The 13,996-nt window shown below is 42.3% G+C and carries 10 protein-coding genes; 6 read left to right on the top strand and 4 right to left on the bottom strand.

Annotated features, from left to right (window positions below; all coding sequences use genetic code 11):
* Positions 1 to 88 precede the first annotated feature (88 nt).
* Together ID165_RS07075 and ID165_RS07070 are read left to right on the top strand one after the other, a co-directional pair.
* The gene (locus ID165_RS07075; RefSeq protein WP_192349663.1) at positions 89 to 1,489 is read left to right on the top strand and encodes a sensor histidine kinase; all 1,401 of its coding nucleotides are present in this window, start codon (positions 89 to 91) and stop codon (positions 1,487 to 1,489) included.
* A 4-nt stretch (positions 1,490 to 1,493) separates the two neighbouring features.
* Positions 1,494 to 2,174, top strand: a complete 681-nt coding sequence (locus tag ID165_RS07070; protein ID WP_192349662.1) for a LytTR family DNA-binding domain-containing protein — start codon at positions 1,494 to 1,496, stop codon at positions 2,172 to 2,174.
* A 6-nt stretch (positions 2,175 to 2,180) separates the two neighbouring features.
* Here the strand turns inward: ID165_RS07070 and ID165_RS07065 are convergent, their stop codons facing one another.
* The gene (locus ID165_RS07065) at positions 2,181 to 3,053 is read right to left on the bottom strand and encodes an AraC family transcriptional regulator (RefSeq protein ID WP_192349661.1); all 873 of its coding nucleotides are present in this window, start codon (positions 3,051 to 3,053) and stop codon (positions 2,181 to 2,183) included.
* Between the two features lie 193 nt (positions 3,054 to 3,246).
* On the opposite strand from ID165_RS07065, the gene ID165_RS07060 reads away from it, so the two are divergent.
* The 4 genes from ID165_RS07060 (at position 3,247) to ID165_RS07045 (ending at position 9,338) form a co-directional block, all read left to right on the top strand.
* The gene (locus ID165_RS07060; RefSeq protein WP_192351360.1) at positions 3,247 to 6,708 is read left to right on the top strand and encodes a PVC-type heme-binding CxxCH protein; all 3,462 of its coding nucleotides are present in this window, start codon (positions 3,247 to 3,249) and stop codon (positions 6,706 to 6,708) included.
* A 2-nt stretch (positions 6,709 to 6,710) separates the two neighbouring features.
* The gene (locus ID165_RS07055; RefSeq protein ID WP_192349660.1) at positions 6,711 to 7,571 is read left to right on the top strand and encodes a sugar phosphate isomerase/epimerase; all 861 of its coding nucleotides are present in this window, start codon (positions 6,711 to 6,713) and stop codon (positions 7,569 to 7,571) included.
* Positions 7,572 to 7,653: 82 nt separating this feature from the next.
* A complete protein-coding gene (locus ID165_RS07050) occupies positions 7,654 to 8,766 on the top strand; it encodes a Gfo/Idh/MocA family protein (protein WP_192349659.1) in 1,113 nt (370 codons plus the stop codon).
* Positions 8,767 to 8,900: 134 nt separating this feature from the next.
* Positions 8,901 to 9,338, top strand: a complete 438-nt coding sequence (locus ID165_RS07045) for a c-type cytochrome (protein ID WP_192349658.1) — start codon at positions 8,901 to 8,903, stop codon at positions 9,336 to 9,338.
* Between the two features lie 140 nt (positions 9,339 to 9,478).
* Here ID165_RS07045 and ID165_RS07040 read toward each other — a convergent pair whose 3' ends face one another.
* The 3 genes from ID165_RS07040 to ID165_RS07030 all read right to left on the bottom strand — a co-directional run bounded on the left by ID165_RS07040 (position 9,479) and on the right by ID165_RS07030 (position 13,982).
* Positions 9,479 to 9,853 (bottom strand): hypothetical protein, encoded by a 375-nt coding sequence (locus tag ID165_RS07040; protein WP_192349657.1) that lies wholly within the window; start codon positions 9,851 to 9,853, stop codon positions 9,479 to 9,481.
* 267 nt (positions 9,854 to 10,120) lie between these two features.
* The gene (locus ID165_RS07035) at positions 10,121 to 12,433 is read right to left on the bottom strand and encodes a GAF domain-containing protein (RefSeq protein WP_192349656.1); all 2,313 of its coding nucleotides are present in this window, start codon (positions 12,431 to 12,433) and stop codon (positions 10,121 to 10,123) included.
* Between the two features lie 271 nt (positions 12,434 to 12,704).
* Positions 12,705 to 13,982 (bottom strand): TolC family protein, encoded by a 1,278-nt coding sequence (locus ID165_RS07030; protein WP_192349655.1) that lies wholly within the window; start codon positions 13,980 to 13,982, stop codon positions 12,705 to 12,707.
* Positions 13,983 to 13,996: the final 14 nt, after the last annotated feature.

Genomic DNA, 13,996 nt, shown 5'->3' with positions numbered 1-13,996 from the left:
AATCGAGCATGTCGAAGACGGCACACAGAGGGATGATTATAAGCCATGCGAGATTCCATATGACCATTGAAAATCAAATTATAAACAGATGAAATCAACTAGATTTGTGTTTCGAGATTTGGAATGGTGGATCACCACCCTTGTTTTTTTGATTATAGTGCTGACAAATATTGTGATCAGCATGACTTCAAATTACTTTCCGGTAGAGGAATTCTTCGGAATAGTCTTTTTGCCAATAGTCCTCTACATAGGCTTCTATGTGATGCATCTGATCGTCATCCCAAAATACCTGAAGGATAAAAATGTTCTTCATCTGGTATTATTCAGTGTGTTGACCGCTACAGTGACCGCTGCGCTTTCAGGTGGATGCGCAGGAGCCAACGGCGTAAACGCAGAGCGGTTCTTTCGCTTTTATTTCAGCACCATCGCACTTTACTCAGGGTATTTGGTCACTGCTATTTTATTACAAAAGATGTTCCTACCCCCGGTATTCAAGGACTTCCAACTGTACAACAGCATACGCTTGTTTACGATGTTTCTTTTTATAAGCATCTTCTTATTTGCATCACAGCTATTTGTAAACGAGGTAGTTTTGGTTATTTTCTTACTAATCATTCCCGCTATAGCATTCTTTATTCTCTACAATTATTTTCTACTGTATAGAAATAAAGTAGAAGGAAATACCAAAGCTTACCGTTGGTTTCTGTGGGGGTTGATCACAATTATCTCCTTCGTTTTCCTTGTGATTTCAATAGACGAAAAAACACCTGAAATTTTACTCTTGGGTACTGGAATGATCTTGATTCTGATCTTTGTTATTTTTCCCCTATCCAATCTGATTTTCCGAAAATATGAGGATTATATAGGTAAAATCGATGATTTGTCGGTACGGGTAAACCAGAGTTCTGCCAACCTTAGTTTTCTGAGATCCCAGATCAATCCACACTTTCTTTTCAATGCGCTGAATACGCTCTATGGAGCTGCACTGATGGAAAATGCCGAAAAAACCTCAGATGGCATCCAAAAACTCGGAGATATGATGCGTTTTATGCTTCATGAAAACCAGATGGATAAAATCCCACTTACCAGAGAGATCGATTATCTGAGGAATTACCTGGATCTGCAGATGCTCCGTTTCAAAAACGAATCAAACCTGGATGTAGAAATCAAACTGTCCGATGATGTATGCGAGGGAAGTATTGCGCCCATGCTGTTGATTCCTTATGTGGAAAATGCCTTCAAACACGGGATTAGTACAAAAAGCAAGTCCTGGATCAAGATCAATCTGAGATGTCTACAGGGCTCAGTGCATCTGGATGTGGTAAACAGTATCCATCCAAAAAAGCAGACGGAAGATCCCAGAGATGAATCCGGAATAGGTTTGGTAAACGTCAAAAGCAGATTGGCTCATTTCTACCCAAAAAAGCATAACTTAACCATCGTGGCAAATGACACTGAGCATTTTGTCCACCTTTCTGTGCAACTATAAAACCATGATTCAAGCCATAGCAATAGACGATGAATCCATGGCTCTGGAAGTGGTAAAATCCCACGCCTCCAAAGTCCCTTTTTTAGAACTGATAGCCGTTTTTACTGATGGTGTGGAAGGATTGGAATACCTTAAGACCAATTCTGTAGACTTGGTCTTTCTGGATATCAATATGCCCGATATCAGTGGTGTGGAACTGGCGGCACTGCTGCCTAAGGAAACACTTGTGATCTTCACCACGGCCTATTCAGACTATGCGGTTCAGGGCTTTGAACTCGATGCGCTTGATTATTTATTGAAGCCGTTTAATCTGATGAGATTTCTCAAAGCATGCCAAAAAGCCCAGGAATGGCTAGAGCTTCAGCCTTCCCGAGAACCGCAGTTTATCTATGTGAAAACTACCGAAGGACAGCTCAAAGTGAGGTTTGATGAGCTGATGTGCTGTGAGGCCACGGGTAATTATGTGACTTTTCACCTGCGGAATGAAAAAATCATAAGCCGCTCGACACTGGCTGAAATAGAAAAGTCGCTCCCCTCCTTTTTCCTCAGAACACACCGCTCCTACATCGTAAATATGAAACTAGTGGAAAAAGCTGAGCGTCACCAGCTCTTGATAGGAACTCATCCTTTTCCGGTCAGCAGCACCTATCAGGATCAGGTGATGGAAAGATTCGAAAATAACTGATACCTTTTAAAATGTATCCATGAATTCCTTTTTATAGTTAAGCGGGGTTTTGCCGATTCGGTCCTTAAACTGCTTGTTGAAGTTGGAAAGCGTGGGAAAACCGCTTTCGTAACAAACCTGACTAATGTTCAGGTCTTCGTCGTGAAGTAGTCTTCTGGCATTGCTGATCCGAACGTCCCCCAGAAAATCGGAGAAGGATTTATTTACCCGGCTTTTGAAATACCTGCTAAATGCACTCTCAGACATGTTGGCAAGAGACGCTACCTCCTGAAGAGTGATTTTCCCCTTGAAGTTTTTCAGGACATATTCCAGTATTTCCGAAATTTTGTCTTTTTCGTTGGCGGTATAATTATTCTTATAATCTATATGTGTGATGGGCTCCAACTCGGTGGAATGGGCTAAAACTTCCAGAATTTCCAAGAGACCAATAATGCTCGCCCCACCCTTGCGGTGTACCAGGTCTTTCATCATTTTCACCACTGTCTTATTGGTCTGCCCTGTGATCTCCAATCCCCTATCTGCTCTGGCAAGCAATTTCCCTATTTCCTCGAATTCTTCCTTTTGCAAAGCGTCTTTACCCATAAAACTCTCAGGAAAATAAATGACAATATCATGAGTATCCAATCCATGTTCCTGATCAAAATAAGCATTATCACTTCGCCAGACATGTGGAAGATTTGGTCCGGTAAGCACCAAGTCGCCTTCTTTGAAAGGCTTCATATGATCTCCGATATATCGCGTTCCCCTACCCTTCAGAATTACATTCAATTGATACTCTTCATGAGAATGCCAGTATTTGTCGAGGTAGGACTCCCTCAATTCCTTGATAACAAAAACTTTATTACTTGGGATTTTGGATTTTTGCAGCGGCTTCTTCATTGGTTTTATCTGATTTATTCTACTATTTGTAAGCTTTAGGAGCGTAATTAATCATAATTCAGTCATTTTTCAAGCTAAAACAGGGAGAAAGGATCAAATTTATACATGAATTTAGTAGACTAAATAATGTTTAAATTCTGATATGATTTTTAAAACCCCAAAAGTGCCTAAATCACCATACTATGGCTTGGTGATGGTAATGCTTGCTTTCCTCGTGGGATGCGGTGGAAAAAGCAACACAAACTTTCTCTCCTCGACCGAACCACGGCGAGTTGAGATTCTAGTTCTCGGTCATGACAGTGAGCATCACAACTCTGAAAAGTTGATGATGTACCTTCAGACTCCCCTTTTCCAGCGGGGAATCAACCTCACTTACACTTCTGATGTAGCAGATCTGAATTCTACCAAACTCAACAATTACGATGGGTTGATGATCTATGCAAATCATGATGAGATTTCGCCGGAGCAGGAAACTGCCCTGAAAAATTATGTACAGAGTGGCAAAGCACTTATTCCCATCCATAGTGCTTCATTCTGTTTTCAGAATTCACCTTGGTACATCGAAGCAGTTGGTGGCCAGTTTAAATCCCATGGGACCGGTGACTTCACCGTGGATATAGTAGATGCGGATCATCCTGCCATGCAGGGTATTTCTGAATTCGAAACTTGGGATGAAACTTACGTTCACAGCCAGTTGAATCCAGACATGCACATACTTATGGAGCGGGTAGAAGGAGATCACAAGGAGCCATATACCTGGGTTAGAAATGAAGGAAAAGGGCGTATATTCTATACTGCCTATGGCCATAATGAGAAAACCTGGGAGAAGGAGCAATTTCAGCAACTGGTAGCGAATGGCATTCTATGGGCGGTAGGAAATGATGTAAATAAACAGTTGATTGCATACGACATTCCCCAACCACAGTTTGAGGATGCTGATATTCCTAATTACGAAAATAGGGATCCAGCACCGCGATTCCAGCTACCTCTTTCCCCTGAGGAATCTATGAAGCTGGTACAAGTGCCGGTAGGTTTTGATTTAGAACTTTTTGCCTCTGAACCTATGATTATCAACCCTATCGCATTCACTTGGGATGAGAGAGGCAGATTGTTTGTGATCGAGACTGTTGATTATCCTAATGAAATCCGCAAGGATGGTGGCGATGACGTGATTAAGATTTTGGAAGATACAAATGGGGACGGCAAAGCGGATAAAGTCACTGTTTTTGCAGAAGGCTTGAACATCCCTACTTCAATCGTAGCAGTGAATGGTGGAATGCTCGTATCTATGGCTCCTGACTTTGTATTTCTAAAAGATACCGATGGAGATGATGTAGCTGATGTACGGGAGGTTATTATGACCGGCTGGGGCAAATATGACACTCACGCCGGACCTTCAAACCTGAAGTATGGCTTTGACAACAAAGTTTGGGGCGTTCTGGGTTATTCCGGCTTCAATGGCACAGTGAGTGGCAAGCAATATAACTTCAGCCAAGGTGTGTATAGATTTGATCCTGCTGGAGAAAACATGGAGTTTCTCGGACGTACCAGCAATAACACGTGGGGGCTTGGATTCTCCGAAGATTTCGAAACATTCATTTCCACTGCAAACGGTCAGCACTCAGTCTACCTCGCAATGGATAATAAGTATGTAAAAAGAACAGTTTATAAAGGCACTCCAAATACAGCAACCGGGATAGATTCTCACTTTGACATGCCACACATCACTCCATTCTTGAGACAAGTTGATTGGCATGGAAGCTACACTGCTGCTGCGGGACACAATCTCTATACTGCAAGAAATTTCCCTGAGGAATACTGGAACAAAATGGCCTTCGTAGCAGAACCTACAGGACGAGTACTCCACAATGCCCGATTGATCGAGGACGGCTCTGGATATAAGGAAAAGAACGCTTTCAATATCCTGGCAAGTTCTGACGAGTGGTTCTCTCCTGTGCATGCGGAGGTAGGCCCTGATGGTTCACTTTGGGTGGCAGATTGGTATAACTTTATCATCCAGCATAATCCTACGCCGCGTGGATTTGACAACGGTGAAGGAAATGCTTATGTCAATCCTCTACGTGACAGCAAGCATGGGAGAATATACAGACTTACCTATAAAGGTGGGGAAACCTCCAAAAGCTTTGATCTGAAAGATGCGGATACCAAGGGTTTACTGGCAGCGATGAAGAGCGATAATTTGTTCTGGAGGCTTACTGCGCAGCGATTGATCGTAGAAAACCAGAATAAAGAAACCATAGACGGTCTATATGAATTGATTAATTCCCAGGAAGTAGATGGAGCCGGAATCAACGGCCCCGCTATCAACGCCCTGTGGACCTTGAAAGGTCTTGGAGAGTTGGAGGGAAATAATACCCAGGCTCAGGACGTGGTGGAAAAAGCGCTCAATCATCCTTCTGCAGCGGTCAGAAAAAATGCTGCAAGGGTAATACCTAAAAACCAAGCGGCGTTGGATGCCATCATGGCGGCCAACCTGATGGAAGATCCAAATCTTCAAGTAAGAAAATTTGCGATTTTGGCAGTGTCAGAGATGCCTACTTCGGCAGATGTTTCCAAGAAGCTTTTGGCGATTTCTGACAACGCTGACAATGCAAAAGATGAGTATTTGCCACAGGCGATCTTTGCTGCGGCACTGACCCATCCTTCAGCTTTTGAAGGCAGACCAACACCGGAAGAACCGGCAGAAGGTACGGAAATGGGAATTGCTGACAGAATCTCTAAGAGCCTTGTATCAGAACTCTATTCCCTAAACACGAGAAATGCCCTTCTTTTCCCACCTGATCCTTCCGGAAAAGAAATTACAATTCAGATGGAAGTGACTCCTGGCAAAGATCCACTGGATGGTGTGATGGTAGCTCAGGGTAATAATGTAAATGGCTACAGCTTGTACGTGTACAAGGATGCGCTTCATTTTGCGGTAGCTCAGGATGGCGATGTCAAAATCATCAGTTCTAAAAAGAACTTGCCTTCAGAGAAATTCCGTGTAACAGCAACTCTTTTGGAAGGTGGAAATATGAACCTGAAAATTGACGACAAGGAAGTGGCAAAAGGAAAAACCAAAGGGCTTTTCTCCAATCCAATGGCTCCTGACAATGTTCGAATTGGACAATTTGACTCAGGAAATAAGGTGGGCGACTATGAAGGAAACTGGAGGTTCTCCGGTAGAATCGGAAACGACTCAAGCTTGGACCTCAAAAAACCTGCTTCAGATGAGGAGAATGAAACTGTTGCTTCACTGGAAGAACAAGAAGTAGTTAAAAACGGGTCGATTACCCTCACTGCAGTTCCTCATGAGATGAGGTTTGACAAGTCTACTTTCATAGTCAGTGCAGGCAGTAAACTGGTGGTGGATTTCAAAAATCCGGACTATGTACAGCATAACCTGATCTTCGGTGCAATAGGATCATTTGAGAAAATCAGTGAAGCAGCCATGAAAATGGCTCAGGATTTGACCGGCATGGACAGAAGCTTTGTGCCTAACATTCCCGAAGTATTGGCATCCACCGGCTTGGTTTTTCCAAACTCTGAAGATTCTATCATCATGACAGTACCATCCGAGCGGGGTGAATATCCATTCGTCTGCACTCTTCCCAATCACTGGAAGTCGATGAACGGAATAATGAAAGTAATATAAGGATGGCATTAGAGGTAAAATTTGGGGTAAGCACCTGGCTTTGGACTTCCCCGTTTTCAAAAGAAACACTCTCCTTACTTCCCAAAATCAAGGAATTCGGATACGATGTGGTAGAAATCCCCGTGGAAGATCCAGCATTGATTAATGTAAATGAGGTAAAACAGGCTCTTGCTGATAATGGACTTGAGGCGGTTATTTGCGGAGCATTTGGTACAAGTAGGGATCTGACTAATGAAGATCCCAGCTTTCATAAAACGAGTTTTGATTACCTGGACTCCTGCTTTGAAATAGCAGCAGGTCTAGGATCAAAATTTGTGGCAGGACCGATGTATTCTGCAGTGGGGAAAGCCCGGTTGGTTTCGCCTGAGCAAAAGAAAGTAGAATGGAATAGAGCAGTCACAAATCTTCGGATTGTATGTGAAAGTGCGAGAAAATCCGGTCTGGATATAGCCTTGGAAACACTGAACAGATTCGAAACGGACCTGATCAATACCTGCGAAGAACTCATGCAATTGATTTCAGACATCAACGAGCCTGAGGCAAAAGTGATATTGGATGGTTTTCATATGAACATAGAAGAGCCGGATGTAGAGGTAGCTATCCGACGTGCAGGTGACAAATTGATTCATTTCCAAGTATCAGAAAACTATCGTGGAACTCCCGGTACAGGCCAGACCCGCTGGGATGCCTACAAAAGAGGCCTGGAAGCGATCAATTACAAAGGTGTGGTTTCGATAGAAAGCTTCACTCCTGACGTGAAAGAGCTTGCAGGTGCAGTATGCATCTGGAAACCCTTGGTCCCCTCCCAGGACGGCTTTGCCAAAGAGGGATTGGAATTCCTTAAAAAATGGGCCGCCGAATAAGTCAGAAAGCTAAAATGAGAAATCTGAAACTTCAGGCAAAAGTACTGAAAACAACCTTTTTTAACCCTTGAAATAGAAAATAATGAGTAAGAAACCATTCAACATCGCCATAATAGGCCTTGGATTTGGAGCAGAGTTTATTCCAATTTATCAAAAGCATAAGCTGGCAAATATGTATGCAATCTGCCAGAGAAATAAAGAAAAAGCCGAAGAAATCGGCAAAGCTTTTGGCATAGAGAAAGTATATACAGACTATGATGAGCTCCTAAAAGATCCCAATGTGGATGCAGTTCACATCAATACCCCTATTCAAAATCATGCTGAGCAATCACTAAAGGCCCTAAGAGCCGGCAAACATGTAGCTTGTACCGTTCCTATGGCTACTTCTGTGGAAGACTGTAAGGCGATCGTAGAGGAAGTGCAGAGAACAGGCCTCACTTATATGATGATGGAAACGGTCATTTACAGCCGTGAATTCCTGTTTGTAAAGGAAATGTATGAGAAAGGTGAATTAGGCAAAATCCAGTTCCTGCGTGCTTCTCATCAGCAGGAAATGGCTGGCTGGCCTGGCTATTGGGAAGGCCTCCCTCCTATGCACTATGCTACGCACTGCGTGGGACCTGTGTTGGCTTTGCCGAAGGCGCAGGCAGAATACGTGTCTTGTCTGGGTTCGGGGCGCATTGACGAGAACTTGATTCCAAAGTACGGATCCCCTTTCGCCATCGAGACTTGCCATATCAAATTCAAAGATTCCGACTTGGCCGCTGAAGTGACTAGGTCCCTTTTCAATACCGCAAGACAGTACCGGGAAAGCTTTGATGTATATGGCTCTAAGAAGTCGTTTGAATGGACGCTGATTGAGCATGAGGATTCCGTGATCCATACCGGTGAAAGTCCTGAGAAAGTCAAAATTCCCGATTATGGACATTTGCTTCCTGAAGAAATTGCCCAATTCACCACAGCAGGCGTTTATGATGGAGATGACAATCAGCATCTATCTTTTATTCAGGGCTCCGGGCATGGAGGTTCCCATCCACATTTGGTCAACGAATTTCTGTATGCATTGAGTGAGGAACGTGCTCCATACCCTGATGCTAAGCAATCTGCCAACATCACGTGTGTAGGTATATTAGCACATGAATCAGCAATGGAAGGTGGAAAAATCATTCCTTTGCCGGAATTTACTTTGAGATAAATAAAACAGGTTTAAGAGGATTGGAGCACATGTTTCCAATCCTCTTTCCAAAAAAATGTGAAAAATCATGATTAATCTTCTGAACGGTGTCAGGTTTTATTCAAATTTGCCGTCTGGATATTATTAACAACAGAATGAAAATTACAAACCTATCAAAGTCTGCTATCGTAGTATTAGCTATCGCCTTTTTCTCCTGTGGTGGAGGAGGAAACTCTGCTGAAGAGGAAGTAGTAATGGCGACTACACCTAAGAGTGTACAAAAACCGGCCACTGCTGATCCTAAACCCGCAGAAGAAGTAGTGGAGGGTACCGGGAGTGTAGCAGCTGCCGGTAAAGTGAAAATGGAAAACTCCGATTGTATGTCTTGCCATATGATGGATAGAAAGGTCATTGGCCCTTCGTTTTTGGAAATTGCGGCAGAATATCAAAATAATGAAGCAAATGTAGCCAAACTTGCAGGCAAAGTGATTAATGGAGGAGCCGGAGTATGGGGCGAAGCAGCTATGGCACCACATCCTTCCCTGAGTGAAGAAGATGCAAAAGATATGGTTAGTTATATCCTAAGTCTCTAAAAAGCGCAGAACAGAAATTAAAGATTAGTAAAATAGATTGGGTTACAAAACTAAAAAAGGTGGCAGAACGTTCTGTCACCTTTTTTCATATCTATAGATTGGGTTATTAACAACTTTTGCTGGCAAATCAATTTTATAAACTACTTGACTCGAGTTCCTTCAGCATCAAACATTCCCATCAGGTCTCCATTGGCATGATCATCGTCCACTTTTTTCAAGGATAGTGTCACATCATACCCGCTGATATTAAAAGAACTATTGATCACATCTCCGCTGATCACTGCAGAACTCATTTTCTTCTCTTCGGTCTCCCCCTGTTCGGTAAAGTATCCAGTAGTCTGGCCGTCCTTTGTCTCAAATCTAACCGGAATAGTCGAATCTCCTTGTGGTGTTCCCTTAATCAACACACTCCAATTACCCTCAAAATATTCAGGACTGGGGCTTAAAAGAGTAAAAGCAAAACTCAGGGTCGCCATTAGAACCAAGCTGCTTAAAATTGTGACTTTTGTTTTCATGATTTTGGGATTATTGTCTAATTATGATACAATAAGAGAAAAATCCCTGAATTCTCGAAATTATGGACATTTATTTTTTTGGTTAAGCACTAACCTGCTGCTATGGATTTAATCTTGTTACAATTGGCTTAGTACAGGTAAATTAGATGGCTTAGGCCATATGATTCTCATCACATCTGATTCGATATATAATATTAACCCATCTTTAGTACCAATCCCTCTCACGCAGCGCAGAACAGCTAAAGCCACAGCTGAATACAGGACTGTCTAATCAGTAATGTAATCTATATTGAGTTTTACCCGGATAGCTTTCAGCCCGGAGACACCTTGCAGGTCCTCAACGTCTATTTTCTCTATCCCCTCTTCCAACAAACCCTTATGTTGAAGGTACTTGGCATATTTAATATAGTCATTTCCGTCACCTTCTAGACTATACACTATAGTGATTTTATAGGGTTCCGTAATACGCTTATCCGTTCCTTTAATCAAGGCTTTGTCAAGTCTTTTCTTTACGATCTCATATCGTGCATTGTAAGAACCGTCCACATCAAAATGCTTTTCATCCATCCTAAACCGAATTGAAATAGGAGGGCTGAATACCAGTATAAGTGAGGCGACCTCCAGCTGACAAGGCAGGCTTGCGCAGAGCTGATAATGGAAGTGTTCCATTTCGCACATGGTTTCAAACTGAAATAACCGTAAATTATCCAGGTAGAACTTTTCAAATTTTCTGTTTGGCTGAATCGATTCGCCTATATAGAAATTATGCTCCACACCGTCTGTCTTAAACCGCTCGTAGTAATGCGGAAAGGCCTGCTGGGCGATTTGATTCTTTTCATCGAGCAATGCCGTCAGTGCCCCGTTAATAGTCATTATGCTATCATCCAGTTCCTTTCTTGACTGAAAAAACAACCCTGTTTTTGGGTCAGTCAACTTCAAATATTCCAGAACCTGTCTATAACAGCGATGATTTGTATCAATAGTTTTTAAAATAGGGTGAACTTCACTCTCTATATATCGCCGGATCAGTTGTTCCAATTCATTTTGAAATGGTTTGTCCAGCGCTTCTCCATACCTTTCCAGCATACATCTTATCTGGGCAAAAAATGGTACGGGGCCAGCATCCTCCAGCATCAATAGCAAGTCTGTGATCTGCCCGATTTGCCGCTTAAGGTCTCTGACTATAGCCTGATTCTTTTTTTCGGAAGATCCCTTGATATCTATCTGTCCATAGAGGGCGTACACATCCTTGAAAACAATATCTTCGAAAACTACCGTTTCTCGATTCGCCTTAAGGGGATCAAAAGGATCTATCCTTTTCTTTACCTCTTCCCTAAACTTCCAGTAAACGCTCTTGTGGATAGAAGTGTATTCTCTTTGTATCACAGCTTCAATTTCAGTTTCCATTTCCATTAAAACCCTGTTTATACTGTCGGTTAAAATTGGAAGGATCAACATTAGCTTTTCATCCGTTATGGCGTTTATCGCATATTTTCTTGAAGAGAAAAAGAAAGCGATACCTATCACCATATCATCCTTTATGGCGGGGGAAAACATACAGCTCAAAACGCCTCGATTTGCGAAATATCCTCCTATTTCCCCACCCACTCCTGTATCATAACTTTCCATATTGGAAATAACAAAGGCCTGTTTGGAAACAACTACCTCCTCCAAAACTTCAATAAAAAAAGGATTGTTGTCCAAATCCAGATCGACAACGTCCTTTGGGTAGTCGAACTGATGAATCATCCTAAAAGAGCTTTTCCCTTTATCATACAGGTAAAAGCCTCCATTCAAGTCCACGATATTAAATATTGATCTAAACAAGGGCAACATTTGCCGCTGTACATCCAAGTCCCTATCGATAGGGCGGACAAGTATGGATTTAAGTGTTGAAATAGCCGTTTCGGTAGTGACATCAACCAAACTAAACAGCATAAAGCCCCGAATGATCCAACTGTCGGTAGGAAACATTTCTTTCCAAAGATCTATATTATCACGACTGTTCAACAAATTCTCAACCTCTGCCATCGTCAATGACTTGCTGTAAATCGTGCTTTCTATTTCCAAAAAATCCAAATTATACGAAACCTTGTAATGACGCATGATTCCTTCTTGATCAGGAACATCCATAATAAGCGGAAACTCAATATCAACAGCTATCGCATAGACCTGCTTGAGTATGATACAGCAATTTAGAATATAAAACTTCTCAGGAGATATATTGCTTATCACCGGTTCATACCCTATACCCGCAGCATCGAGAACTCCGGCAAAACCTTCGCTGCGATGAAAGAAAAATGTGGTAAAAGGAGCGGAAGCGGCTTTTAGCTCATGACGAGTGAGCGACTTCGGAAACAACTCCTCCAGCAAGCCGGCAATAATTGGATTATCAAAAATCAGGGCATCCGGAGCTTTAAGGCTGTCGGTTTCAAACAGTTTATAGAAGTCCTTAAGTAGTTTTCTAGCATGTCCACTCTTATAGCTTGCGGTGTCCATTACTATATCTTCCCAGATTTCTATGATTTTGTGAAAGGAAAGTTCAGTAATAAAAGGGCTCTCGTCAAAAATTTTCTTCATGTTTATAACTTTTCATCCGCTAGGGTCAATGCTCCGGAAACTGTTGAAAATATAAGCAGTATCGTCCCGGATACTTGAGTAATAATACCGTCCTTCTTTTTTAATTGCCAGCTTATAGCAAAACGTTAGTAGGGAACCTGCTGAAAAACAGCCAACAGCAACGCATAACTAATCGATTCTTAGAGAAATAATCACCTGGACAGATTTTCCATATAAGCCGGTCTTATTCCCCGGCAGGCAATAAGACTTGCTCCTCTTTCAATAAGTTGTTCTATTGATCGTTGGTTATCAAAGAGCCGGTAGCTCTCTTATAGCTAGCCAAATTGATCATGTACTCCGATTTGGCATCCACCAGTGACAAAACAGCCTGTTCCCATATTACCTGGGCCTCCAGCATATCATTTCCCGTGATCGTACCGACACTAAACCGGTCATTGGCCAGTCGGAGGTTTTCATCGGATTGCTTTAAGGACACTTCGGACAGCTTGATTTTTTTAAACGATTGATTTAATCTCATTTGGGCATTTACCATCTCTAGGTTGAAAAGCTCCCTATTATCTTCCAGCTCTGCTTTTGCCGCATCAATCTTATAATACTGCTCCCGGACCTTACTTTTGTTTTTGCCCCAATTGAATATTGGGATAGACACATTGACCATTCCATAGTAGGTATAGAGTTGGTTTTTTCCTGAGGAAAAATTCGCCCCGTCACCAAATGCGGTAATTCCGCTGAGAGAAGCCCCGATTTGTGGGAGTTGATTTGCTTTCAGTATTTTGGCCTGTAGTTCATCGATCTCTAGGCTTTTATTCAGGATAGCCAATTCCGGGCGGTTTTCTATTGATCCCGATTCCACGATTGGCATATAATCATAGTCCAATGCTTCCAATACACTATACTCGATATTTCCCGGTTGACCGATTAATTGTGCAAGCGTCAGCTTATGAAGTATAAGTGCATCGTTTGCCTGTATAATTGACAGTTCCGCATTGTTAAGATTCACTTCCGCCCGGAGCAAGTCATTCTTAAAGGTCATACCCGCATCCACGGAATTTTGGAACTCCTGTCTTAATTCCTTAAGCATATCCCTGTATTTATTTGCCACAGCAATTCTTTCAGTAGCTTGTACAAGTTGCCAGTAACTTGTTTCTACAGAAAGTAAAACTTCAGCTTCCGTCATGGTTTTCTGGCTTTCATACAGCTCGACGGTCTTAGCCGCGGTCTGCTTTCCATAGTTGACCTTACCCCCCGAATAAATGTTTTGCTTGATATCCAAGCCTCCGTTGATCATTTCAGAAGGCAGCAGCGTACTTAACGGATCTCCCAAATGCACGGCGGTAATTGATCCCTCAACAGAAGGCAATGCGGAAGCTTTAGTAGAAGCAAGCCCCTCATTGGCAGCATCAATACTATGTATTGCGGATTTGATTTGTTTATTATTAGCTAAAGCGAGGTTACGACATTCTTCCAAAGTGAATGTTTTTTCCTGCGCAGTAGCGGTATTGCCATAGGCAAATGCGAGCAATACCAAAATACTATATATAATTCTCATTTTGTTGCTTGTTA

It is taken from the genome of Algoriphagus sp. Y33 (genome assembly GCF_014838715.1).
GTDB lineage: Bacteria > Bacteroidota > Bacteroidia > Cytophagales > Cyclobacteriaceae > Algoriphagus.
Note: the sequence above shows the minus strand (reverse complement) of the source record. Positions and strands in the feature narration are given on the sequence as shown.

Bases quoted from the DNA above. Each gene is read 5' to 3' on its own strand.
- ID165_RS07070 (WP_192349662.1), top strand. From the start codon at position 1,494: ATGATTCAAGCCATAGCAATAGACGATGAATCCATGGCTCTGGAAGTG.
- ID165_RS07075 (WP_192349663.1), top strand. From the start codon at position 89: ATGAAATCAACTAGATTTGTGTTTCGAGATTTGGAATGGTGGATCACC.
- ID165_RS07055 (WP_192349660.1), top strand. From the start codon at position 6,711: ATGGCATTAGAGGTAAAATTTGGGGTAAGCACCTGGCTTTGGACTTCC.
- ID165_RS07060 (WP_192351360.1), top strand. From the start codon at position 3,247: ATGGTAATGCTTGCTTTCCTCGTGGGATGCGGTGGAAAAAGCAACACA.
- ID165_RS07045 (WP_192349658.1), top strand. From the start codon at position 8,901: ATGAAAATTACAAACCTATCAAAGTCTGCTATCGTAGTATTAGCTATC.
- ID165_RS07065 (WP_192349661.1), bottom strand. From the start codon at position 3,053: ATGAAGAAGCCGCTGCAAAAATCCAAAATCCCAAGTAATAAAGTTTTT.
- ID165_RS07030 (WP_192349655.1), bottom strand. From the start codon at position 13,982: ATGAGAATTATATATAGTATTTTGGTATTGCTCGCATTTGCCTATGGC.
- ID165_RS07035 (WP_192349656.1), bottom strand. From the start codon at position 12,433: ATGAAGAAAATTTTTGACGAGAGCCCTTTTATTACTGAACTTTCCTTT.
- ID165_RS07050 (WP_192349659.1), top strand. From the start codon at position 7,654: ATGAGTAAGAAACCATTCAACATCGCCATAATAGGCCTTGGATTTGGA.
- ID165_RS07040 (WP_192349657.1), bottom strand. From the start codon at position 9,853: ATGAAAACAAAAGTCACAATTTTAAGCAGCTTGGTTCTAATGGCGACC.